This window comes from Litorivivens lipolytica (assembly GCF_014191715.1).
Classification (GTDB): domain Bacteria; phylum Pseudomonadota; class Gammaproteobacteria; order Pseudomonadales; family Spongiibacteraceae; genus Litorivivens; species Litorivivens lipolytica.
In genome coordinates, this window is record NZ_JACHWY010000001.1 from 505290 (window position 1) to 530422 (window position 25133).

Consider the following 25133-nt stretch of genomic DNA (forward strand, 5'->3'; position numbering starts at 1 on the left):
AGTAGAAGACGCCGCGATTTCAACCTCATTTGGTGAGGCAGGGCCCGCGCTTAGGCGGGCTCTGGGTCAAAGGTGATGTGCAGGGTCTTCATGCTGTTGAGAAAGCTGGAGCGCATGTAGTTTGGCTTGTCAGCAAAGCGGGGGTTGCGCAATCGTGGAATCAATTCCTCAAACATCACATTCAATTCCAGCCTGGCAAGGTGAGAGCCTAGGCAGAAATGTTCGCCAATGCCGAAGGATCGATGTTCCTTGGCATTGCTGCGGTGAATATCAAAGCGGTTGGGGTCGCTAAAATAATCTTCGTCGCGGTTGGCTGAGGTGTAGTACATCACAACCTTGTCGCCTTTGCGCATTTGCTGGCCGCCAAGCTCGACATCGTGCATGACCGTGCGACGGAATTGCATGACTGCCGGTTCGTAGCGAAGAAACTCCTCCACGGCATTGGGAATCAGTGAGGGGTTTTCCACCAGTTCCTGCAGCTGGTCCGGGTGCTCGATCAGCAGTTTCATGCCGTTGGCGGTGACCGTACGGGTCGTTTCATTGCCGGCTACCAGCAGCATCAGGAAGAACTGGGCAAATTCATCGTCAGTTAACTGTTCACCGTCGACGGTGCCTGTTACCAGCATATCTACCAGGTTGTCGCCGGGGTTGGCGCGGTGGTTTTCGAGAATCTTGTAGCCATAGGTGTAAATTTCGGCGGCGGCTGCCATGCCTTCCTCGGCCGAGGTAGACAGGTCCGGGTCATCGGCGCCGATCATCACGTTGGTGTTATGGAAGATCATATGACGATCTTCCTGGGCCACGCCCATCAACTCGCAGATCACCTGCAGGGGCAGTTCGGCGGCGACTTCAGAGACAAATTCGCACTCGCCCCGTTGTGCGACTTTGTCGATGATGGCTTTCGCCATTTCGCGGATATGGGTCAATTTGGCCTCGACCACGCGAGGAATAAACGCCTTGTTAACGATGCGGCGGTATTTCAGATGATCAGGCGGATCCATGTTCAGAATCATCATGGATTGCATGGCCACTTCTTCGTCGGTCATTTCATTGGACAGCGCCGTGCGAGCCGCGGACGAGAATATCTCAGGGTGCTTCGAAATATACTGCAGATCGTCGTATTTGCTGACCACCCAGTAGCCCACGTTAGTGATGGGGTCTTCCTGCCAGTAAACCGGGCGCTCGTTTCGCAACTGGGCAAAGTGCTCGTGCGGTATCCCGTCTTTGTAGGTGTCGGGGTCAAGGAGGTTCAGGTGCGGGCAGCTCATGGCGGTCTCCGTGCAGGCAGGTGTTATTGGTTTTAGTGCTGCCTTGATACTGACTAATGACCATTAGTTTTGCAATCCCGCCGGTCCAGAAAGTCAGCCCAGAAACCGTTTTGCCCATGAAATTTTCTTAATGCTGATGCTGCCGGAAAGCCTCGCTACCACTCACCGCTATTGGGCATCGACTGCCAGGGTTCTTTAGGGGGCAGGGCGTCGCCTTTCTGCAACAGCTCAATGGAGATGTTGTCGGGCGAGCGCACAAAAGCCATATGGCCATCACGCGGTGGACGGTTGATGGTGACGCCGCCTTTTTGGAGTTTGTCGCAGAGTGCGTAAATATCCTCGACCAGAAAGGCTAGGTGGCCAAAGTTTCGGCCCCCGGAATAGCTCTCCGGATCCCAGTTGTAGGTCAGTTCGAGGGTGGGGCGTTTTTCTTTCTGGGCCTGCTCTTCATCATCCGGTGCGGCGAGGAAAATCAGAGTAAAGCGGCCCTTGTCGTTATCGTAGCGGGAGATTTCCTTCATCCCCAGCAGATCGCAGTAGAAATTCAGGCTCGCGTCGATATCGCTGACGCGAACCATGGTGTGCAGATACTTCATGTTGGCCTCGGCGTGATTCGGTGGAAAGCTGGAAAACTAGTGCCAGCCTTCCCGAGTGTCAAACCGGATCAGCCAGTTTTAGCAATTGTTTGCCTTGATTGCGGCCCTCGAAGAGGCGGTGGAGTGTTGCGGGGATATTTTCGAAGCCTTCCTGAATGTCTTCGCGGGTTTTGATTTTGCCTTCCAGAACCCAGGTTCCAAACTCGCTCTGAAACTCTTCAATGCGATGCAGATAGTCGAGCATGATAAAGCCTTCCATCCGTATACGGCGGGCAATAATGTTCATCAGGTTGCGGGGGCCGGGGCTCGGCTCGCTGTCGTTGTAGCCGGCAATGGCACCGCACAGCACAATGCGGCTGTGATCTGCCATTTGGTCCAGAGCCGCTTCCAGAATCTCGCCGCCCACATTGTCAAAAAAGAGATCAATGCTCATGGGAGCCAGTGCAGCCAGTCGCTCGCCAACGTCTTCGCTGCGGTAATCAATGGTGTCATCGACGCCGCATTCGGCTTTCAGCCAATCGCATTTTTCCTTGCCGCCGGCGATGCCAATGACACGGCAACCTTTGAGCTTGGCCAGCTGGCAGACAACCGAACCGGTAGCGCCGGCTGCGCCGGAAACGAGCACTGTTTCTCCGGCTTTGGGCTGGCCGACATCGAGTAGACCGAAGTAGGCCGTCATGCTGGTGCCACCAAAGGCAGACAGGGCCATAGCCGGCGGGGTGCCCGCTGGCAGGGCGCTGAGGCTACCTGCGCTATTGGCGTCGTAGAGGGAGTAGTCCTGCCAGTTCATAAAGCCCATCACCAACGTGCCTTCTGGCAAATCGTCGCGCTGTGACGCAACCACCTGACCAATACCAGATGCACGCATCGGTGTGCCGAGTTCGACCGGCGGCAAGTAGCTTGGCTTGTCGTCCATCCAGCCGCGCATGGCGGGGTCGAAACTCAGGTAGAGAGTTTTAACCAGAACTTCTCCGGCTTCGAGGTTCGGCTGCGGGACCGGGGCTTCCTGATAGCGAAAGGTGCTGTCACTGACGAAACCTTTTGGGCGTTCGTTAAAAATCCATTGGCGGTTTTTTTCACTCATTGTTTTTATTCCGTAGGCTTTTTCGATAATACTGGGGTATGAATTGCCAGAAACACTAGCACGGCCATTATTCAAATAACATTTCCGTCAGGTAAGGTGTTTGCCCGACGCGCGTTTTACGTTTTTAGTCACAGGAGTCTTGTGGATGGGACCACTCTCAGGAATTCGGATACTGGAAATTGCCGGTATTGGCCCCGGACCTTTTGCCGCTATGTTGCTGGCGGATATGGGGGCCGATGTTATACGGATCGACCGGCCCGAAACCCCGATGTTTGCCAATCAGACGGAATTGGATTTTCTCAACCGTGGCAAGCGCAGCATCTGCATTGATCTCAAAAAAGAGGGCGCGGTGGCCCTGGTGGAAAAACTGGTCGCCAGAGCTGATGGCTTTCTTGAAGGTTTTCGCCCAGGTGTGCTGGAAAAATATGGCCTTGGCCCCGATGACTGTCTCGCGCTCAACCAGAAGCTGGTTTACGGGCGCATGACTGGCTGGGGGCAGGAAGGGCCGATGGCCAATCGAGCTGGTCACGATATCAACTACATTGCGTTGGCCGGTGCCCTTGAGCCGATGGGCCGGGCCGGTGAAAAACCCGCCATTCCGCTTAATCTCGTCGGCGATTTTGGTGGCGGCGGTATGTTGCTTGCCTTCGGCATGGTTTGCGCGCTGCTCGAAGCGAAAACCTCGGGTAAAGGGCAGGTCGTCGATGCCGCGATGGTTGATGGGGCGTCACTCTTAATGACGAGTCTGTTCTCCGCCTATCAGACGGGCTACTGGGGTGAGCGGGGCACCAACATGATTGACGGGGGAGCGCCTTTTTATGAGGTTTACGAGACCTCAGACGGCAAGTACCTCGCCGTGGGCGCGTTGGAGTCCCAGTTCTATCAGGTGCTGGTTGAGCGCTTAGGGCTGGCCGACTCGCTACCGAATCAATACGACATGGAACAGTGGCCGGCGATGAAAGAGCGTTTTGCCGAGGTTTTCGCCACACGCACTCGCGACGAGTGGGCAGAGCTGTTTGCGGACTGTGACGCCTGTGTCACGCCGGTGTTGGCCGCAGGCGAGTTAAAGGATCATCCGCACCACCGGGCGCGCAATTCGATTGTTCAGCGCAACGGGGTTTGGCAGCCGCGCACGGCGCCGCGCTTCAGTCGCACGGATGGCGGTGAGCCAGGGGATGCCGTCGCTGTCGGTGCCAACAGTGGCGAGGTGTTGACTGAATTGGGCTACAGTGAGCAGGATCAGCGAGAGCTGATTGCCAATGGCGTTGTCAGCACCGCTGGCTAGAGGGTAAAGAGGCTGAACAGGTAGGCGGTATCGAAGTATTCCCAGACTTCGATAATCTTGCCGTCGGCCATGCGAAACAGACTCTGGTAGTCATTGTAGTAATCTTCGCCGGTCGCGGTTTTTGCCTCCAGGCTGAAGTGCAGATGTACGCGATCTTCCTCGGCGGTTATGGCGTGGTAGTGAAAGGTCATGGTGTCCTGCTGGTAGAACTGCCCCACGTCGTCACCGAACATAGCCATGACCGCATCTATTCCGTAATGATCGCTGCCACTCGCGGCTTCGGCGGTCGACTTGGGGAAATGCCACGCGATATCGTTATGAAAATAGGCCCGTATGTCCGCAGGCTCACCGCGAAGGCGCTGCGCCAGCGTTTTCTGAAACTCAGTTAGCAGGGCTTTGTTGGCTTGAATATCGTGGGTGGCAGACATCAGAATACCTTGCAGTGTCGTCGATTTTTATTAGTGGAAATATGAGGTCGGTCAGTATACGGCGCAACTGCACCTTGGTGAAATCGTCCGAATGGAGCCTGAACGGGGATACGTGTTGAAAGCCTTACTCATTGTCTACCACACCCAATCTGGCAGCTCTCAGGCGCTCGCGGAGGCTGCGGCCAGCGGTGCAGCAGCCGAAGAGGGGGTTACTGTTGAGCTGAAGCGCGCTATGGAGGCCGATGCCAATGACCTTCGCGCGTGCGATGGCGTGTTGTTTGTCACGCCGGAAAATTTCGGCTATCTGTCCGGCGGTATGAAGGATTTTTTTGACCGCACCTACTACCCCTGTGATCCGGGCTCGCTGGCACGGCCCTATATGTTGATCGTCAGTTGTGGAAACGACGGCAGCGGTGCGGTGAGGCAGCTTGAGCGCATCGTCAAAGGCTATCCTTTAAAGGCGGCGGCAGAGCCTCTGATTGTTCGCGGTGAGCCCTCGGCGGAGCACCTTGAGGCGGCGAGTGATCTGGGCTTGAGCTTTGCTGCGGGTTTGGGCATGGGGATTTTCTAATCGGTCTGCCATTCTGACCGTAAAAGCTTGAATTCACCCTCGAAAACCAGCATCATCCGGATGTTTTCGGCGTCCACATGGGCGATTCAGCATAGGTTACGGGTTGCAAACGGTTGAGCTCAGCCGCAGCCGATAATAATAAGGGTAGAACATGCGAGAACTGCGCAGCGTAGCGCCAGTGCGGGCGAACCGACTGGCAAAGCTGGTTATCTTTGGTTGTCTTTCTGCAGCATCTTCGGCCTCTTTTGCCGCCGCCGTTCTCGAAGAGGTGGTGGTTACGGCCCAACTTCGTGAACAGAGTCTACAGGATGTGCCGGTCTCCGTGAGTGCCATCAGCGGCGACAAGATGATGGAAGCCGGCCTGTCTCGCATCGAAGACCTTCAAGCGTATGTCCCCAATTTCACCATGTCTGAGTCCGGTATTGGTACGGATATCTATATTCGCGGTATCGGCTCCGGCGAAAATCAGGGCTTTGAGCAGTCAGTGGGCATGTATGTCGACGGTATTTCCTACGGTCGCGCCCAGTTGGCTCGGGCTCCTTTTCTTGATCTTTCCCGGGTAGAAGTACTGCGCGGCCCCCAGAATATTCTGCTTGGTAAAAACAGTATTGCCGGGGCGATCAACATCTCGACCGCCAAGCCAACGCAGGAATTCGAGGGGTATTTGCAAGCGACCTGGGAAGGTAAAGTCGGCGAGCGAATTCTTGATGGCGTTTTGTCTGGGCCAATCACAGATACCTTCGCCTACCGCTTTGCCACACGGATTAGAGACTACGATGGTCATATAGAAAATCTTGTGCTGGGTAATCGCGATGAGCCCAACCGTGAAGAGCGCACCTACCGACTGAAGTTCCTGTGGGATGCGAGTGATGACGTCGTCGCCTCACTCAAGCTGGAACATGGCAGTTTTGACGTTGTAGGGCGTCACTCGGAAATTATCTTCGATTCGCCTTCTGTGTCAGACGTGCCGTTTTTTAGCGGGCGTACCTATGGCGAGATCCTTAACGATACCAATGTGCCCGGAGTTGTCACGATTGATTCTCACCCGGGCGTGCTGAATGTCGAGGCTGACTACAAGCGACATTCCAATGGCGATACCAGCGATAACAATACACAGAACATTACCTTGAACGTTGACTGGTACCGCGACGGGAGTCAGTTCTCGTTTATCACCGGTTACATGGCCTACGACTACGACGAGTATTGCGACTGTGACTTTACCGGTGGCGAGCTGTTTCAACTCGATTTGCTTGAGGACTACAAGCAGTTCAGTCAGGAGTTTCGCTGGATCTCACCGGTTGGCGAATCCTGGGAGTATATTGCGGGCGCCTATCTGCACTACAGCGAACTGTATTTCTACGACTCCATTCGTGTGGACTCGGATATCATCCCCGATCTAGTGAACGCGGCGGATGCAACGGAAGGCGGTGCTCGCGGTGATTTCGATCCGGGCGGCATCGGTGGTCCGGAAGAAGTCGCTGGTATCGGTGATGCGGGTAACGCCATTCGCAACTTCCGCTCACCGCGTGACTTCCACAGTGATTCCACCATGGCCTCAGCCTTTATGCAGGCGACCTGGAACGTGGTTCAGGATGTACGACTGACCTTTGGCGGACGCCTAACCTGGGAGAAGAAAGAGGGCAGTCGCAAGCTGGAATTTGCCTTCCCGGATTTCAGTATTCGCCCCATCGGTGAATCCGATACCGCAGCGGCGGTCAGTTTTGCAGCGGAGCGACACGATCTCGAAGGCAAGCGGATAGAGACCCAGTTTGCACCACTAATCAATGTGCAGTGGGATTTCTCTGATGATGCCATGGCGTACTTTACCGCCAGTCGCGGCTTTAAATCCGGCGGTTTTGATGCGCGTTCCAATGCGTCGCCGAGTGCCGAACCAACACCGCGCAACCCGAATGCAGCGACTCCCAATCAGGTGGTGCTAATCGGTACCTTTGAGTACGAAGAAGAAGAGGCCACCAGTTATGAGCTGGGGGTGAAGTCGACTCTGTTTGGCGGGGTTGCCGAACTGAATGCAGCGCTTTTTCGAACCGAATTTGATGACCTGCAAGTGAGTGTGTTTGACGGAACACTGGGCTTTAACGTGGGCAATGCCGCGAGCGCAATTTCTCAAGGTCTGGAACTCGATGGTCGAGTGGGGCTGACCGAAAACCTGATGCTGATGGCCGGTCTGGCGTTTCTGGACTTCGAATTCGTCGACCATCTGGCCGGTACCTGTATTCAGGGGCAGACCCCTAATAGTCCCAATGGCATCAACTGTGATTACAGTGGCAAAACCAATCAGTACGTTGCCGATTACTCCGGTAACATACTGCTGGCCTATGAGCGTCCGGTGCTGGATAGCCTGATAGTGCGTGCCAATGTCGATGCGATTTTTACTGACGAGTATCACCCGTCGCCTAACCTTGATGACCGGATCAAGCAAGATGGTTATGTGGTGTACAACGCACGACTGGCACTGTCCGATATAGCCGGTGATTGGGAAGTGGCGCTGCTCGGTAAAAATCTTAGTGATGAAGTCATTATTGTCTACGGTGTTGATGCGCCTACCGCGTACACCATTACTGAGGCGGCGACGCATCACGGTTTTGTGAATCCGCCGCGAACTGTAGCCCTTCAGTTCAGCTACCGCTGGTAACCGGAGGGCTTCCATACTATCGTTCTACACTGTGCTCCACACAATAATGACAAAGTTCGGAGAGGCGGTATGAAAAAAGGACGTTGGGTGGCGTCGCTGCTATTCGTTGCGGCTGCGGCCGGTGCTCAGGAGCGCCGGGCCGTATTGGAGGAGGTCATTGTCACGGCCCAGTTGCGCGAGCAATCCCTACAGGATGTGCCGGTATCGGTCAGTGCGATTTCCGGTGAAAAGCTGATGTCTGCAGGCCTGAATAAAATTGAAGACCTGCAGGCCTATATTCCCAACCTGACGATGACTGAAAACGGCATCGGCACGTCGATTTACATTCGCGGTATTGGTTCTGGCATTAATCAGGGTTTTGAGCAGTCCGTCGGCATGTATGTGGATGGCATCTACTACGGTCGTGCACAGTTAGCGCGAGCGCCGTTTCTGGATCTGGCGCGGGTAGAAGTGCTGCGTGGTCCGCAGAATATTCTCTACGGCAAAAACAGCATTGCCGGTGCCATCAGTATTGTCACCTCGCGTCCTAGTGAGGAGTTTGAAGGCTCGGTGTCGGCCACTTACGAACCGCGTTTTGAAGAAGAAATTCTCGATTTGATTTTGTCCGGCCCCATCAGTGACACGCTGGGGTATCGCTTTTCGGCTCGCCTTCGAAACTACGGCGGGTTTATGGAAAACCTGACACTGGATCGGGATGAGCCAGCCTATGACGAGGCAACCTATCGCCTCAAATTGCAGTGGGATGCAACGGATGCGCTGACTGTCAGCGTAAAAGGGGAGTTGGGTAGCTTTGATGTTACCGGGCGACAGGCTGAAATTATCGATGATTTCCCCTCGGACAGTACCAATCCGCTGTTTGAAGGCCGGACCCATGGCCAGATTCTGGATAACACTCGTGACCCCTCGGGGCAGGTGATCAATATCGATGCGGATTCCTCGGTGTTGAATAACTTTCAGGACTACAAGCGCTCCTCTAACGGTGACTTCAGTATCAACAATACGGAAAACCTGACGATTAACGCTGACTGGGTTCGCGGTGATCACACCTTTACCTCGATCACCGGGTATATGGCCTATGACTACGATGACCTGTGTGACTGCGACTTCACTGGTGCCGAGGGCTTTAAGGTGTCGCTGGTGGAAGACTATCGCCAGATCAGCCAGGAACTGCGCTGGATTTCACCTGCGGGCGAAGATTTTGAGTTTATTGGCGGCTTTTATTATCAAAAAAGCGAACTGGAATTTTTTGACAGCATCATCGTCGACTCCAACCTGATTGTTCAGTTGTTAAATGCCGCTGACGCGACAGAAGGCGGTGCCCGCGGCGACAATGACCCGAACCCGCTGGGTGGCTCGCCGGAAGAAGTGGCGGGTATTGGCGACGCGGGTAATGCGATTGCCAATTTGACCTCACCGCGATATTTCAGCAGCGACTCCGAACTGTACTCGGTGTTTCTGCAATCTACCTGGAATGCGACGGATACGGTTCGAGTGACCTTGGGTGGCCGTTATTCCATTGAGAGTAAGGAGGGCTCGCGGCATTTTGAATTCGGCGATTTGAATTACAACGTGCGGCCTTTCAGCGAAACCGATACGGTGGCTGCCGTCAGCTTTGCTGCCGAGCGACATAACCTGAAGGGCAGTCGCGATGAGTCGCAATTCTCGCCGCTGATCAATCTTCAGTGGGATGCCACTGACGATGTGATGGCTTACGCCACCTTGAGTCGCGGCTACAAGTCGGGTGGTTATGACGCGCGCTCCAATGCGTCTCCGTCTGCGGAGCCCGTCCCTCTGCCGCCCGGTGCGGCGCCCAACCCTGCGAGGCCGGAAGGACGGCCGGTGTTGATTGGTACGTTCGAGTACGAGGAAGAAGAAGCGACCAGTCTGGAGCTGGGCTTTAAGTCCACTTTACTCGACGGGGCAGCTGAACTAAACGCGGCTTTGTTTCGTACTGAGTTCGATAACCTGCAAGTCAGTATTTTTGACGGGACGCTGGGTTTTAATGTGGGCAATGCCGCGAGCGCCACGACCCAAGGCTTGGAACTGGATGGCCGGATTCAGCTTAGCGAATACCTGATGCTGGCGGGTGCCTTGGCTTTTCTTGATTTCGAGTTTGATGATTTTCAAAATGGCCAGTGTCTGGCGGGGCAGGAGCCTACGGCACCGGACGGGATAAACTGCGACTACACCGGCAAAACCAACCAATACGTCGCCGATTTTGCAGGAAATCTGGTGCTGACCTATATTCGCCCCATCAGCACGGAGGTGGGTATTGGCTTGTCGCTGGACGCGATATTTACGGATGACTATAACCCGGCGCAAAATCTCGATCCGATCGTGCAGCAGGATGGCTACGTGAAGTTTAACGGTCGGGTAGGGATCGCAGCCATCGACAAGACCTGGGAGTTGGCCCTGGTGGGCAAAAACCTGACCGACGAAGTAATTGTCATGTACGCCAGTGATACACCCACGGCCTATACGATTTTCGGCAACAAGGGCCATTATGGATTTTTAGAGGCGCCGCGCAGTGTCGCCCTGCAATTTGGCTACCGCTGGTAATGTGTTTTGGTGATTTCGTGACCAGTTTTGCAGCGCTAGTAGGGGTTAACACCTATTTGTGAAGGCAATAGTCCACATAAATATTCCATATTGGCTTTATGTACATGAAAACTGTAAAAAATTGTCTAAACTCAGCTAATAGTCTAACTATCAGTAGCACGACCACCGAATTACAAAGTAACACTCAATAAAACTGCTCATAACGAGTGAGTCCGGGAGGAAGCAATGAGAAATAAACCGAGGTTTCGGCACGGCGTAGCCCTGTTGCCGCTGGTAGCGGGTATTGCCGCTGGCAGCGTTCAGGCCGCAGCGGTGCTCGAAGAGGTGATAGTCACGGCCACACTGCGTGCCGAGAGCCTGCAGGATGTACCTGTGTCGGTTAACGCGGTGTCCGGTGAGAAAATGATGGAAGCCGGCATCGATAAGATCGAAGATCTGCAGGCCTACGTTCCCAACCTGACCATGTCTGAGACCGGTATCGGTACTAATATTTACGTGCGTGGTATTGGTTCTGGTATCAATCAGGGTTTTGAGCAGTCGGTTGGTATGTACTTTGACGGCGTCAGCTATGGTCGTGCACAGCTGTCCCGTGCTCCTTTCCTTGACCTTGCCCGGGTGGAAGTTCTGCGTGGACCGCAGAATATCCTGTTCGGTAAGAACTCCGTAGCCGGTGCTTTGAGTCTCCACTCCCAGCGTCCGGGTATGGAATTCGAAGGCATGGTCTCCGGTCTTTACGAGCCGACCCATGGCGAACGTACTATTGACGTTGTACTGTCTGGCCCGCTCACCGATCGCTTGGGTGCCCGTCTGGCGATCCGTAAGCGTGACATGGATGGCTACATCGAAAACCTGACCCTGGATCAGGATGAGCCTGAGCGTGACGAAGGCACTGCGCGCTTGATCCTGGACTGGGCAGCGACCGATGACCTGCAAGCCATGTTCAAGTTCGAGGTCGGCAAGTTTGATGTTACCGGTCGTCAGATTGAGATCATCAATGACCAGAACTCCACCAGCCCAGTGTTCGGTAATTCAGCATTCGGCCCGGATGTGAATGGTGATGGCGGTCGGAATTACAGTGAAATTCTTTTCAACACTAACGCTGCGCTTGCTCCCGGTGTTGGAGTTAGCATCTCGTCTGATTCATCTGTATTAAACAATGAGTTGGACTATAAGCGCTCTTCAAATGGTGATTTCAGCAACAACGATACTCAAAATTTCACGATGAATCTGGATTACGCTTGGGGCGAGCATACCCTTACAGCAATCACAGGCATCATGTCCTATGAGTACGAAGAGTTGTGTGACTGTGACTTCACCGGCGCAGAACTGTTCAAAGTAGAGTTCGAGGAAGAATACACCCAGATCAGCCAGGAGTTCCGCATTGCGTCGCCAGTCGGTAATTTTGTGGAATACATTGGTGGTTTGTATCTTCACAAGAGCGAGCTAGACTTCTACGACTCCATTCTGGTGACGAGCAATGTATTGCCTGACCTGATTAACTTTGCGGATGCTATTGGTCCGCCGCCCGGTTCGCGTGGGCGTATTCAGGATGGTGCTGGAGATGCGGGTGATGAAATTCGCGACCTCGGTACGCCTAGAGAGTTCACGACTGATACAGAGCTCTGGTCAACCTTCCTGCAGCTGACGTTCAATCTAAGTGACACTTTGCGCTTGAATGTAGGTGGTCGTTACTCAAGTGAGACCAAAGAGGGTAGTCGAAGCTTAGATTTTGAAAACAACAAAACCGGAGAGCGTCTGCCGAACGGTGAGGTTGACAGCGTTGTTGCCATAAACTTCTCCGCTGAGCGCCATAACTTGGAAGGCAAGCGTGACGAGAGCAATTTCTCGCCATCGGTTAACCTGCAGTGGGATTTCTCCGACTGGGGCATGAGCTACTTTACTTGGAGCAAGGGCTTCAAGTCCGGTGGTTTTGATGCGCGCTCCAACGGTTCTCCGGCTGCAAACAACCCAGATCCGGGCAACGTACAAAACCCACCGACGATCATTGGTAGCTTTGCCTACGAAGAGGAAAAGTCTACTAGCTATGAAATCGGTGCTAAGACGACGTTGCTGGATGGCGCGGCTGAGCTGAATATCGCCATGTTCTATACCGAGTTCGACGATCTGCAAATCAGTATCTTCGACGGTACTCTGGGCTTTAACGTGGGTAACGCCGGTGCAGCTGAGACCATGGGTCTGGAACTGGATGGTCGTCTGGCGATCACTGAGAAGTTGATGATGACCGGCGCGCTGGCCTTCCTCGACTTCGAATTCACCGACTTTAAAAACGGTCAGTGTAACCACGTTCAAGTGCGTAACGGTCAGGATCCTGACGGTGACCGCCTGTGTGACTTCACCGGCGAAACCAACCAGTACGTAGCTGATTTCTCGGGCAACATCGGTCTGGTGTACACCACTCCGGTTGCTGATAGCCTCGAGTTCCGTGGCGGTCTGGACATCGTATTCACTGACGACTACAACCCCACCCAGAACCTGGATCCGACTCAGGAGCAGGATGGCTACGCGATGATCAATGGTCGTCTTGCGCTGTCTGACTTCGAAGATGGTTGGGAGCTGGCGCTGGTCGGTAAGAACCTGACTGACGAGGAAGTCGTTAACTATGCCAACGACACCCCGCTGGCCAACAGTATCTTCGGTTCGGTTAACCACTACGGCTTCGTTGCTCGTCCTCGCAGCATAGGCCTGCAAGCGGTTTACCGCTGGTACTGAGTTCTCAGCTACACTATAACGCCGCTTCATGCGGCGTTTTTTTTTGCCTGTAAAAAGCTGAAGGTTGTGTTGTGAAGACAGTAGACGAAATTGTGTTAAGCAAGGTTCTGGACTGGTTGGCCGTCGGAGAGCGCTGCTGGCTGTGCACAATCGTTAAAACCGTTGGTGCTTCACCCAGACCGCTGGGCTCACTGATGGGGGTTTCGGCGGAGGGAGAGTTGATTGGCTCGCTGTCTGGTGGCTGTATTGAAGATGATCTACTGCAGCGGGTCAGGGCCGGAGACCTAGCGTCGGATCAGGTGCTGGTTCACCCCTATGGCGTCACCCCGGAAGAAAACGAGCGCCTGGGTTTGCCCTGCGGCGGTCGGCTTGAGGTTTTGATTGAACCTCTGTTTGAGCGTCATCGCGAAGCGATTGGACGTATTGTTTCTGCGCTGCAGGAGCGGCGTTGCACTCGCCGTGTCGTTGATCTTGATAAGGGGGGGTGGCAGGTATCGTCAATCGACCGGACCGAACCCCTTGAGAAAAAAGACAGTGGCGTGCGGCAGGATTTCGGCCCGCGCCTGCACCTGTTGCTGGTGGGAGCCAATGAGCTGGCGCGCTGTATTTCTGAGCTGGCGACCGCCATGGATTACGCTGTAACCGTGTGTGATCCAAGGCAGGATCGCATTGATCAGTTTGCGGTCGTTGGTGTCGAGACTGTTTGCGCCATGCCGGACGACGTGGTCCGAGAGCGGGCGGATGACCCTCACAGCATTGTTATCACCCTGACCCACGATCCACGTATTGATGATATGGCCTTGATGGAAGCGCTCAGGTCTCAGGCCAGTTATGTGGGGGCGTTGGGTTCCGAGCGCACATCGGCCAAGCGCCGCGAACGCTTGCTGATGCTGGAGCTGACCGAATCAGAAATCGCTCGCCTGCATGCCCCGGTAGGATTGCCGATTGGCAGTAAATCCGCGATGGAAATTGCCGTGGCCATCATAGCTGAGCTGGTCCAACTCAAGGCCCAGAGAAAATTGTGAAGAGGACGGTTGGGGTTCTGCTGCTGGCCTCCGGTGCCAGTCGCCGCTTTGGCTCCGATAAGCGGCTGGCGAAATTGCCTTCGGGGATGACCTTGCTGGAGCATATGCTTGAAGTGGTCGAGCGCTCGCAAATTCCCTATCGCGTTACGGTTCGACGAGGTGACGCACTAATACTCAATTATGCTCTGGAGCTTGATCGCGCTGCTGAAGGTATGGGTGGCAGTATTGCCGAGGCCGTTGCCTGCACGCGTGACGATTTCGACGCGTTAATGATTTTGCCTGTGGATCTGCCCTTGCTGTGCAGCGATACACTGAAACAGCTGGCAGCGGGTGTATCGACCAACACTTTGCGTCGCCCGACTTATCGGGGGCAGTCGGGGCACCCGGTGGTCTTTGGTCGGGATTACTTTGATGAGCTTGCGGCGCTAAATGGTGAGGGCGGGGCGCAATCGGTTTTGCAGGAGCATCACTCGGCGCTGGAGCTGATACCTGTATCAGACCGCGGTATCTGTTGTGATATCGACACCCCGGAGGCACTGCAGCAGCTTATTGATCAGGGTGCTCTTTCAGCACCCGAATAAAGGCTTCGGCGGCATTCGACAGGCTGCGATTGCGGTGGTGTACGCAGCCCAAGGTGCGGCTCAGTCGTTGACCTTTTAGCTCCAGAGCTTTCACACTGTCATCGATCAGGGTGGCGGGCAGAATACTCCAGCCGAGACCAATGGAAACCATAACCTTGATGGTCTCCATATAGTTGGTCGACATCGCAATATCCATCTTCAGGCCCGCCTCATCAAACAGTCGTTTGATAATCTGCCCGGTGTAGGTATTCAGGCCGGGGGGGATGGCGGTGTGCTGCTGTAATTCCTGCAAGCTAACGGTCTTTTGTTTTGCCAATGGATGGTCAAGCGCGGTAGCCACCGTTAAAGGGTCTTCCCAGACTGCAAAGGACTCGAGATTAGGCTCCTGCTCCGGCGAAAGGGTGATCACCGCGAGATCCAATTCCCCGTGCAGGATCATGTCATGGGCCTGCTCGGAATCCATAAAGTCGATATCCAGCCTGACCTCCGGGAAAGTGCGCGTAAAGTAGCGCAGTACCGGCGGCAGGCGATGCAAGCCGATATGGTGGGAAATGCCCATCGACAGTTTGCCGCCGACGCTGCCATCCAGATCCCGAACACTACGCTCGGCATTCGCCATGGCCAGCAGTATCGCCCGCGCCTGTGGGAGGAGGGCTTCACCCGCTTCCGTGAGCGTAACCCGGCGGCCGATGCGGTCAAATAAACGATGCTCCAGTTGCTGTTCCAGATTGCCAAGGCGCTTGCTGATGGCGGGCTGGGTCAGGTGCAGCAGCTCCCCAGCCTCGGTAAAGGACTGGCATTCGGCAACGGTTACAAAGGCGCGTAGGCTCTGGGTATCCATAATCTGATCTCGGATTTGCGGTGGTCTTTAGATGAAAATAGGTTATCAGAAATATAAAAAATATGAATTTGTTTTATTGTATGCTGCTGCGTAGACTGTGCAGCGTTGAATAATGTGGCGCCAACGGGAGCAGACCATGGCCGGAAAAACCCTCTACGACAAACTCTGGGACGATCACCTCGTCGCCATCACCGATGACGGCGATGCCTTGCTGTATATCGATCGTCATCTGGTGCACGAAGTGACTTCACCACAGGCTTTCGAAGGTCTGCGTCTGGCTGGCCGCAAGCCCTGGCGGATTGATGCCAATCTGGCGACTCCCGACCACAACGTGCCGTCGGCGGTTGAAGAGCGGGTTCACGGTGTGGATGGCATTGTTGATCCGGTCTCCAAGCTGCAGGTGGTTACGCTTGACGAGAACTGCGATGAATTCGGCATTGAGGAATTCAAGATCAACGATGAGCGCCAAGGTATTGTCCACGTAGTGGGCCCGGAGCAGGGTGCAACCTTGCCCGGCATGACCGTGGTATGTGGTGATTCCCACACCGCGACCCACGGCGCGCTGGGTGCGATTGCCCACGGTATCGGTACCTCTGAAGTGGAACACGTGCTGGCAACCCAGTGTTTGCGCCAGCGCAAAATGAAGAACATGCTCGTCAAGGTCGACGGCGATCTGCGCCCCGGCGTGACGGCTAAAGACATTGTGCTCGCGGTGATCGGCAAAATCGGCACCGCCGGTGGCAACGGTTGCGCAATTGAGTTTGGCGGCAGCACCATCCGCAATCTTTCGATGGAAGGTCGCATGACCATCTGCAACATGGCCATCGAAGCCGGTGCTCGTGTCGGCATGGTGGCGGTGGATGAGACCACTCTCAAGTATGTGGAAGGCCGCCCCTACGCACCGAAAGGCGAAGATTGGGACAAGGCCGTCGCCTATTGGAAAACGCTGCACAGCGACGACGACGCAGTGTTCGACAAAGTGGTTGAACTTAAGGCAGAAGACATTCTGCCGCAGGTAACCTGGGGAACTTCGCCGGAAATGGTTGCCAGTATTAACGACAATGTACCGGGCCCCGATGATTTTTCTGAGCCGGTTAAGAAGTCTGCCTGTGAGCGCGCCCTGCAATATATGGGCTTGAAGGCCGGCCAAAAGATTCGCGATATCAAGCTGGATCGCGTGTTTATCGGCTCCTGCACCAACTCGCGTATTGAAGACCTGCGCGCCGCCGCCGATGTAGTGAAAGGCCGCAAAATTGCCGCCACTATCAAAGAGGCACTGGTAGTGCCCGGTTCCGGTCTGGTCAAGCGTCAGGCTGAAGCCGAAGGCTTGGACAAAATTTTTGTGGAAGCGGGTATGAAATGGCGCGAGCCGAGCTGCTCCATGTGTCTGGCTATGAACTCCGACAAATTGGGTGCGGGTGAACATTGCGCCTCTACCTCAAACCGCAACTTCGAAGGCCGTCAGGGCTTTGGTGGTCGCACCCATCTGGTCAGCCCGGCCATGGCAGCAGCCGCTGCCGTTGCGGGTCACTTTGTCGATGTGAACGAAATTCTGGAAGGAGCGCAGTCATGAAGCCCTTTACCCAATTGAAAGGTTTGGTGGCGCCAATGGATCGCGCCAATGTCGATACAGACATGATCATTCCCAAGCAGTTTTTGAAATCCATCAAGCGCAGCGGCTTTGGTCCTAATTTGTTTGACGAGTTGCGTTACCTGGACGAAGGGCAGCCCGGTCAGGACTGCAGCAATCGCCCGTTGAACAAAGATTTTCCGCTGAATTTCCCGCGCTATCAGGGCGCCTCGGTATTACTGGCTCGCGAGAACTTCGGTTGTGGTTCCAGTCGTGAGCATGCGCCGTGGGCGCTGGAAGACTACGGCTTTCGCTGCATTATTGCGCCGAGCTATGCCGACATCTTCTTCAACAACTGCTTCAAGAATGGCGTTCTGCCCATCGCGCTGGGCGCCGAGATAGTCGATCGCCTGTTTCAGGAAATGTATGCCACCGAGGGCTATCAGCTGGATGTTGATCTCGAAGCGCAAACGGTGACCACGCCTTCCGGTGAAGTGATTCCTTTTGAAGTAGAAAGTGGCCGCAAGCACTGTCTGCTCAATGGTCTCGATGATATCGGCATTACCCTGCAGCAGGCGGATGCCATTCGCGAGTACGAGGCAAAGCGCCGTAAAGAAGCGCCCTGGTTGTTTTCCCGCTCGGCGTAAATAGTTAACAGACGGAGCAAGGTGCGCGCTTTTCACGGCGCGCTTTGTTAAAATCCGCGCCTGCCCCGTGACCTCGGGGTTTGTTGTTTCTGGAGTAGTGAACGCGTGACAAAGAACATTCTGGTATTGCCCGGTGACGGTATCGGCACGGAAATTATGGCCGAGGCGGTCAAGGTGCTGGACTTCCTAAACGATAAGTACAGCCTGGGCCTGAACCTTGAAGAAGCCCTGCTGGGTGGCGCGGCGATCGACGCTACCGGCAAAGCCTTGCCTGACAATACCTTTGAGCTAGCCAAAAAAGCAGATGCCATTCTGCTGGGCGCCGTCGGTGGCCCCAAGTGGGACAAACTGCCGCCGGCAGATCGCCCGGAAAAGGGCGGTTTGCTGCGTCTGCGCAGTGAGCTGCAACTGTTCGGCAACCTGCGCCCAGCGATTCTGTATCCGCAATTGGCGGGTGCTTCCAGCCTCAAGCCCGAGGTGGTGTCCGGTCTGGACATCCTGATCGTGCGCGAGCTGACAGGCGGTATCTATTTTGGTGAGCCGCGCGGTATTCGCGAGTTGGAGAACGGTGAGCGTCAGGGTTACAACACCTACGTTTACTCAGAATCTGAAATTCGCCGCATCGCCAAAGTGGCCTTTGAGGCGGCGATGAAACGTGGCAAGCGTTTGTGCTCGGTCGACAAGGCCAACGTACTGGAGGTGACCATGCTCTGGCGCGAAGTAGTGCAGTCCATGGCCGCAGATTATCCGGAAGTCGAACTGAGCCACATGTATGTGGATAACGCCGCCATGCAATTGGTGCGCGCGCCCAAGCAGTTTGACGTGATGGTGACCGGCAATATGTTCGGTGACATTCTGTCCGATGCAGCGGCCATGTTAACCGGCTCTATCGGCATGCTGCCCTCGGCCTCTCTCGATATTAACAACCGCGGTATGTACGAGCCCTGTCACGGCTCGGCTCCTGATATCGCGGGCCAGGACAAAGCCAATCCGCTGGCGACCATTATGTCAGTGGCGATGATGCTGCGTTACTCGCTCGGGCTTGAGCAGCCGGCGAATGACATCGATGCAGCGGTCAGCAGCGTATTGGATCAGGGAATAAGAACCGGTGATATCTACTCGGAAGGCTGCAAGCTGGTAGGTACAGCCGGAATGGGTGACGCGGTGATCGCGGCCCTGCGGGCGCAATAAGGCGCCTGAACAACAACGTTTTGCAGTCAGACTTTGACAGCGAAGGATTACATTATGTTGAAAACAGGATTGGTTGGATGGCGTGGCATGGTCGGCTCGGTGCTGATGGGCCGCATGCGCGACGAGAATGATTTTGCCAACATTGAACCCACTTTCTACAGCACCTCTAACGCCGGCGGTGAAGCCCCGGACGTAGGCAAGGGTGCCGGCGTATTGCAGGACGCCGAGAACATTGATTCGCTCAAGGAAATGGACGTGATCATTTCCTGTCAGGGTGGCGATTACACCAAGGCCGTTTTCCCGAAACTGCGCGAGGTGGGCTGGGATGGCTACTGGATTGATGCTGCCTCGGCCCTGCGCATGAGCGACGACGCGGTCATTATTCTCGATCCGGTCAACGGCGACGTAATCAGTGACGCGCTGGATAAGGGCGTTAAGAATTTTATCGGCGGCAACTGCACCGTCAGCCTGATGCTGATGGGTATCGGTGGCCTGTTCCGTGAAGGTCTGGTGGAGTGGGTCAGTGCCCAGACCTATCAGGCAGCCAGCGGCGCCGGCGCACAAAACATGCGCGAGCTGATTGCTCAGATGGGTACCATCAACAGCACTGTGAGTGACCTGTTGGCGGACCCGCGTTCAAATATTTTGGATATCGACAGCGCGGTGGCTCAAGCCATGCGCGGCGGCGATTTTCCCACAGATAACTTTGGCCACCCGCTGGCGGGCTCCCTGTTGCCCTGGATCGACACCCAGCTGGAAAACGGTCAAAGCCGCGAAGAGTGGAAAGCCCAGGCTGAAACCAACAAGATTCTCGGCCGCAGCGGTGCTCCGATTCCGGTGGATGGCACCTGCGTGCGCATCGGCGCCATGCGCTGTCACAGTCAGGCTTTGACTATCAAGCTGAACAAAGATGTGGATATTAAAGAGGTTGAGTCCATCATTGGCAGCGCCAACGACTGGGTGAAGCTGGTGCCGAACGATCGCGAAGTGACGTTGAAAGAGCTGACGCCGACAGCGGTTACCGGTTCATTGCACATTCCTGTTGGCCGGGTACGCAAGCTGAACATGGGCTCTCAGTACCTGTCTGCATTTACTGTCGGTGACCAGCTGTTGTGGGGTGCGGCGGAGCCGCTGCGTCGCATGCTGCGCATCATTCAGGAGCGCTGATTAGTGAGAATCGGGCTTTGTGGCGTCGAGGGAGCGATCGCCGATGGATTGTTGGAGCAGCTGGCCGAGTCTGAACTCGGCCTCACCTCGCTCAGCGTTTTTTCACTGGCACCTGCGGAAGGTGCCAGTGTTCGTTTTGAAGGTCGCACGCTGCCGGTGCTGGCGCTGAGTGACCTGGAATTCTCCGAACTCGATGTGCTGGTAATGGTAGAGGCGCATCCCGAGCTTGAGGAGCTGGCGGATCGCGCAAATTCCCTGGGTTGTCATCTGATCGACGCATCGCTGGCGGCTACCACAGGGCGTTGGGTTGTGCCGGAGCTGATGCAGGACGAGCGCGTCGACTATCCGGTTTTCTGGGCGCTGCCCAATCCGGCGCTCAGCGCGCTGGCACCGGTTCTGGATGGCCTGCTGGCTGGCAACGAGTTGCTGTCAGTCAGTGCCTTGATTTGCGAGTCGGCATCTGCACAAGGCGAGCAGGGCACTCGCCAGCTCGCGGCCGAAACGGCGCGGCTCCTGAATGGCCAAGGTCTCGAGGGCGATGGCCCCCAAATGGCCTTCAACCTGCTGCCAGGCATGCTGGAAAATGCCGAGCGACTGGAGCAGGGGCTGCAGGATCTGCTGGGTATTGATCTTTCTGTCTGTCGACTGGATTCAGTGCAATTGCCGCTATTTTACGGTCAGGGCATCCATCTGACAGCGACCTTGGCGCAACCCGTAATGCTGGACGCCTGCGTTGAGAGTTGGCGTGAGCTTGGTGTTCATATTGTTGAAAATAAAAAGAATTTTTCAACGGTGACACTGGCTGAAGACGACCGTATTCATGTGAGCAAGATACAGGCTGGGCGAAAGGGGGAGCACTCACTGCGCGCCTGGATCATTGCGGATAATGTCCGAAAGAGTGCGGTTGTTAACACAACGCGATTGATTGAAATCTTGATAAAAAGTTCCATATAGCTAATATTTACGACAAGGTGTGGAGAGTTTTTCTAGCTTTGGCCTCAATTTGGCCTCAATTTGGCCTCCACAACACATAACTACCCTGCGAATACCACAAGAATAGCGGGGCAAAAGTGAAAAACAGGAAGTCCTTATGTTGAAGAGATCGCTGGCAGGCGCAGCGCTGATAGTTGGCCTCGGGGCCACTTCATGGAGCCACGCGCTGAGTATGGGGGATCTACGCCTCAACTCGGCACTGAATCAGCCGCTTGAAGCGCGTATTGTGCTGCGAGACACGGGTAATTTGAGCGATGACCAGATTACCGTGAAGCTGGCTTCTGTTGAGGACTTTGAAAAATCCGGCGTCGATTACAGCTACCTTTTGTCAAAACTTCAATTTGAAGTGACCGTCGATGGCGACGGTAACGGTGTGGTGCTGATCAAATCCCGTGAACCGATCGTTGAGCCATTTCTTAACTTTCTGGTAGAGGCCCGCTGGCCCGCCGGCCGCATGCTGCGGGAATACACCGCGTTACTGGATCTGCCGGTCGTCAGCGATGCCCGTACCTCTTCGGTACAAGCCGCTTCCGGCGGTGCCGCAGCCCAGGCCGCAGCTCAGACTCCCGCCACCCGGGAAGAAGTGGTTATGCTGGAGGAAACGGTAACCCAGGAAGAAACCCGGACCGGGCCTAAAGCCCGCGATGACCGTACCGCCTTGCCCAGAGCTGAGCGCCCGACCGAATATCGGGTCCAGCACAACGATGTGCTTTGGGAAATCGCCACCGCCTACAAGCCCGATGGCGTAACGGTCCAGCAGACCATGCTGGCGCTACTACGCAAAAATCCCCGCGCCTTTATTGGCGACAATATCAACCGCCTGAAATCCGGTTACGTACTGCGTTTGCCAACCGCAGACGAGGCGCGCGAGCTGTCGCAGGATTCGGCGGTAAAGGAAATCCGCCGTCAGAACGCCATCTGGCGAGGTGAGGCACTACCTTCTGACGGCGACCTGCAGAGTGCGCCCCAACTCGACGCGACAGCGCGTGAAGACGCCGCAGCCGAAGAGACGGCCAGCCCGAAATCCGAAGCACGTCTATCCATTGCGACTCCCGGTGAGTCAGCCAGCGAGGGAAGTGATGGCGAAGTACAGCAGCTCCAAGACGAGCTGGCCGCTAATCAGGAAAATCTGGACAAGGTCCAGCGCGAGAATGCTGAGCTGAACTCCCGACTCGGCGACCTAGAGCGTCAGCTCGCAACGCTGCAGCGCCTGCTGGAGCTGAAAGATGATCAGTTGGCTACCTTGCAGCAACAGATGGGCGCCGTGCCCGAGCAGGCAGAATCTGAGGTTTCAACTGAAGAATCATCGGTTGACCAGGTAGCGGAGACAGCTGAACAAGCTGAGCAGACTGAGCCCGCCGAGCAGGAAGCTGAGCCCGCCAAACCGGCACCGCAGCCGCAGCCTGTCGCGGAACCCAGTCTGCTCGACGATCCGATGCTGCGTTACGGTGCCTTTGGCGCGGCGCTACTGGCTTTGATCCTATTGCTGTTGCGTCGCTTTGGCCAGAAGAAAACCGAAGCCGACTTTGGCGACAACGTTGGATTGGGCGGTGATGACGATAATATGCCGCCGATGCGTAATGATTTCGACGCGCCTGCTGCAGAACAAGACGAGGGCGAGGATGATGCAGGCCACACCACCTTAATCATTGAGCCGACCCGTGACGCTGAGCCTGCTGCGGAAGCAGACGATAACTTTGACGATTTTGACGCCCTGATTGATGACAATGAGTCTGACGATCAGGATGACATCGGCACCATCAGCATGAGCCCGTCTCAGGTAGAAGCAGAAACCGACGACGCGCTGGCAGAAGCTGAAATTTATGTGGCCTACGGACGCTACGACCAAGCGGCGCAGATGCTGAGCACCGCCATTGCCAAGGAGCCTGAGCGCACCGATCTCCGCGTGAAACTGCTCGGCGTTTATCTGGAAACCCGTGACCAGGATAAATTCATACCGGCTTTCCGTGAGCTGGAGGCCATGGGCGACCATGAGGCGATTGCCGAGGTCAAGGAGTCCATGTCGGCTGTTGAAGGTGTCAGCGACTGGTTGCGTGACGGTGGTGCAGCGGAATCCGCTCCGAAGGCACCTGAGTCAGCTCCGGTAGATGACACCTTGGACGATCTGGATCTCGACTTTGATCTGGACGACAGCGACGAAGAGGACGTTGGTGAAACTCTGATTCGTGAACCGGATGCTGTTGTTGAGCCGGCAACCGAAGCGCCGTCTGCGGATGCTGATGATCTAGATGCGTCGTCCTTCGATTTGGATGATCTTGATCTGGATGCGAACGATGATGATCTGTCGCTGGGAGACACTGCCGAGCGCAAACCCGAGGAAGCGCCGGCACTTGATTTGTCTGATGAGGATGAGGCACCGGTCGCCGAGCCTGCAGGGGATGACGATCTCTCTTTCGATCTGGATCTGGACGACGACCTTGATTTCGGCGATCTCGATGCAGACGAAGGAAATGCCCTCGATAGCTCCACGATTGAAAGCTTGGGAAGTGATGACGAGCAGGATACTGTGGGCGATCTGTCACTGGGCGATCTCGATGACGACTTGGATCTGGGTGGTGGTGATGATGAACTTTCATCAGAGAACGATGACAGCGATACGCTGATACTGACGCCACACTCGACGGAAGGTCAGGCCGAGCCGACTGCGCCTGAATCTGAGCCAGAACCAACGCCTGCACCAGAGCCTGTTAAACCGGCGGACAGCTTTGATGATCTGGATCTGGATGACTTCAATTTTGATGAAGAGGCTGCGGCGGATCTCGACAATCTTGATGAAGGCGATATGAGCGATGACCTCGGTCTGCTCGGCGACAGTGACGAAGTCGCTACCAAGCTCGACCTCGCCCGTGCCTACATCGATATGGGCGATGCTGATGGCGCCCGTGAAATGCTGCAGGAAGTCATGGAAGAAGGTAATGACGAGCAGAAGCAGGACGCCAACGAGCTGCTTTCACGCCTGTGATCCTAGACAGGAGCGCCTGCAACGGGCGCTCCTGAATTCCTCAATTGCCTCTGTTTAGAAGCCCTCGTGACTGAACGTTTCTCCCGAAGTCATGTTTTTCCTGCCGGTGGCCGCGTGGCGCTGGCGCTGTCGTATGATGGTACGGCCTACAATGGCTGGCAGCAGCAACACTCACCGTCAATGCCTAGCGTGCAGGACGAACTTGAAAAAGCGCTGAGTCGGGTGGCGAACGAAGCGATTACCGTGCAGTGTGCCGGTCGCACTGACAGTGGCGTGCACGCATCGCATCAGGTAGTTCATTTTGACAGCCCGGTTGCGCGCCCCGAAGCGGCCTGGGTGATGGGGGTAAACTCCAATCTGCCGGACGATATTGCGGTGCACTGGGCCTGTCCGGTCGATGAAAGTTTCAACGCGCGCTTCTCTGCCACGGCCCGACGTTACCGCTACGTCTTCTACAGCGCGTCGACGCGGCCGGCGATTGCCCGCCGAGCGGTCACCTGGATACCTGAATCTTTGAATGCTGGGGCGATGAATACGGCCGCTCAAGCCTTGTTGGGGGAGCAGGATTTCAGTGCATTTCGTGCGGCGGGTTGTCAATCGCGCACGCCGATGCGCAACGTCCACCATGCGCGCGTAGTTCAGAGTGGCGCGTTCACCGTGCTGGATATTCAAGCCAATGCCTTCCTCCATCATATGGTGCGCAATATCGCGGGTTCGCTGCGTTTGGTCGGTCGCGGTGAGCAGGATGCTAGCTGGATTGGCGAGCTGCTGGCGGGCCGGGATCGCTGCGCGGCGGCACCCACGGCGGCGCCTAATGGTCTGTATTTGATTGACGTTCACTACCCGGACAGTTTCTCGCTTCCCGCGACCGTCCTCGGTCCGGCTTTTGTCACGCCCTGGCTGCCGTCTTAAGGCAGCATTCAGCGCTGCAGTCTGCTAGAATCCCGGGCCTTGCAACAGC

General features: G+C 55.6%; 19 protein-coding genes. 14 read left to right on the forward strand and 5 right to left on the reverse strand.

From position 1 onward, the window contains the following. Window positions 1-50: 50 nt before the first annotated feature. From FHR99_RS02330 to FHR99_RS02340, 3 genes are all read right to left on the reverse strand, one after another. Window positions 51-1268, reverse strand: a complete 1218-nt coding sequence (locus FHR99_RS02330; protein WP_183408927.1) for a cytochrome P450 — start codon at window positions 1266-1268, stop codon at window positions 51-53. A 155-nt stretch (window positions 1269-1423) separates the two neighbouring features. Beyond that, window positions 1424-1864: a lactoylglutathione lyase gene (gloA, locus tag FHR99_RS02335; protein ID WP_183408928.1), complete on the reverse strand. Its 441-nt coding sequence runs from the start codon at window positions 1862-1864 to the stop codon at window positions 1424-1426. Between the two features lie 58 nt (window positions 1865-1922). Further along, the gene (locus FHR99_RS02340) at window positions 1923-2948 is read right to left on the reverse strand and encodes an NADP-dependent oxidoreductase (RefSeq protein WP_183408929.1); all 1026 of its coding nucleotides are present in this window, start codon (window positions 2946-2948) and stop codon (window positions 1923-1925) included. Between the two features lie 145 nt (window positions 2949-3093). Between FHR99_RS02340 and FHR99_RS02345 the strand changes: the two genes are divergently transcribed. Then, window positions 3094-4233 carry a CaiB/BaiF CoA transferase family protein gene (locus FHR99_RS02345; protein WP_183408930.1) on the forward strand — a complete coding sequence of 380 codons (1140 nt, stop codon included), beginning with the start codon at window positions 3094-3096 and terminating at the stop codon, window positions 4231-4233. Here the strand turns inward: FHR99_RS02345 and FHR99_RS02350 are convergent. Beyond that, window positions 4230-4661: a nuclear transport factor 2 family protein gene (locus FHR99_RS02350; protein WP_183408931.1), complete on the reverse strand. Its 432-nt coding sequence runs from the start codon at window positions 4659-4661 to the stop codon at window positions 4230-4232. The genes FHR99_RS02345 and FHR99_RS02350 overlap by 4 nt on opposite strands. 112 nt (window positions 4662-4773) lie before the next feature. Here FHR99_RS02350 and FHR99_RS02355 point away from each other — a divergent pair, with 112 nt between their 5' ends. The 6 genes from FHR99_RS02355 to FHR99_RS02380 all read left to right on the forward strand — a co-directional run bounded on the left by FHR99_RS02355 (window position 4774) and on the right by FHR99_RS02380 (window position 14780). After that, window positions 4774-5232: a flavodoxin family protein gene (locus FHR99_RS02355; RefSeq protein ID WP_343067338.1), complete on the forward strand. Its 459-nt coding sequence runs from the start codon at window positions 4774-4776 to the stop codon at window positions 5230-5232. 151 nt (window positions 5233-5383) lie between these two features. Next, a complete protein-coding gene (locus FHR99_RS02360; RefSeq protein ID WP_183408933.1) occupies window positions 5384-7885 on the forward strand; it encodes a TonB-dependent receptor in 2502 nt (833 codons plus the stop codon). Between the two features lie 69 nt (window positions 7886-7954). Beyond that, window positions 7955-10444 carry a TonB-dependent receptor gene (locus FHR99_RS02365; protein WP_183408934.1) on the forward strand — a complete coding sequence of 830 codons (2490 nt, stop codon included), beginning with the start codon at window positions 7955-7957 and terminating at the stop codon, window positions 10442-10444. A 225-nt stretch (window positions 10445-10669) separates the two neighbouring features. After that, window positions 10670-13174: a TonB-dependent receptor gene (locus FHR99_RS02370; protein WP_183408935.1), complete on the forward strand. Its 2505-nt coding sequence runs from the start codon at window positions 10670-10672 to the stop codon at window positions 13172-13174. A gap of 71 nt (window positions 13175-13245) precedes the next feature. Next, entirely contained in the window at window positions 13246-14199 is a 954-nt protein-coding gene (locus FHR99_RS02375) for an XdhC family protein (RefSeq protein ID WP_183408936.1), read from the forward strand. Next, entirely contained in the window at window positions 14196-14780 is a 585-nt protein-coding gene (locus FHR99_RS02380; RefSeq protein WP_183408937.1) for an NTP transferase domain-containing protein, read from the forward strand. Before FHR99_RS02375 ends, FHR99_RS02380 begins: the two co-directional genes overlap by 4 nt. Here the strand turns inward: FHR99_RS02380 and FHR99_RS02385 are convergent. Beyond that, a complete protein-coding gene (locus FHR99_RS02385) occupies window positions 14746-15621 on the reverse strand; it encodes a LysR family transcriptional regulator (RefSeq protein ID WP_183408938.1) in 876 nt (291 codons plus the stop codon). The genes FHR99_RS02380 and FHR99_RS02385 overlap by 35 nt on opposite strands. A gap of 136 nt (window positions 15622-15757) precedes the next feature. On the opposite strand from FHR99_RS02385, the gene leuC reads away from it, so the two are divergent. The 7 genes from leuC to truA all read left to right on the forward strand — a co-directional run bounded on the left by leuC (window position 15758) and on the right by truA (window position 25084). Beyond that, on the forward strand, window positions 15758-17194 hold the full coding sequence (gene leuC, locus FHR99_RS02390; RefSeq protein ID WP_183408939.1) for a 3-isopropylmalate dehydratase large subunit: 1437 nt from the start codon (window positions 15758-15760) through the stop codon (window positions 17192-17194). Further along, a complete protein-coding gene (gene leuD, locus FHR99_RS02395; protein WP_183408940.1) occupies window positions 17191-17838 on the forward strand; it encodes a 3-isopropylmalate dehydratase small subunit in 648 nt (215 codons plus the stop codon). Before leuC ends, leuD begins: the two co-directional genes overlap by 4 nt. 105 nt (window positions 17839-17943) lie before the next feature. Next, the gene (gene leuB, locus FHR99_RS02400; protein ID WP_183408941.1) at window positions 17944-19029 is read left to right on the forward strand and encodes a 3-isopropylmalate dehydrogenase; all 1086 of its coding nucleotides are present in this window, start codon (window positions 17944-17946) and stop codon (window positions 19027-19029) included. Window positions 19030-19083: 54 nt separating this feature from the next. Further along, the gene (gene asd / locus FHR99_RS02405) at window positions 19084-20196 is read left to right on the forward strand and encodes an aspartate-semialdehyde dehydrogenase (protein WP_183408942.1); all 1113 of its coding nucleotides are present in this window, start codon (window positions 19084-19086) and stop codon (window positions 20194-20196) included. A gap of 3 nt (window positions 20197-20199) precedes the next feature. Then, a complete protein-coding gene (locus tag FHR99_RS02410) occupies window positions 20200-21150 on the forward strand; it encodes an Asd/ArgC dimerization domain-containing protein (RefSeq protein ID WP_183408943.1) in 951 nt (316 codons plus the stop codon). A 136-nt stretch (window positions 21151-21286) separates the two neighbouring features. After that, on the forward strand, window positions 21287-24172 hold the full coding sequence (locus tag FHR99_RS02415; RefSeq protein WP_183408944.1) for a motility hub landmark protein FimV: 2886 nt from the start codon (window positions 21287-21289) through the stop codon (window positions 24170-24172). Window positions 24173-24238: 66 nt separating this feature from the next. Next, window positions 24239-25084, forward strand: coding sequence for a tRNA pseudouridine(38-40) synthase TruA (truA, locus tag FHR99_RS02420; protein ID WP_183408945.1), 846 nt, complete (start codon window positions 24239-24241; stop codon window positions 25082-25084). Window positions 25085-25133 lie beyond the last annotated feature (49 nt).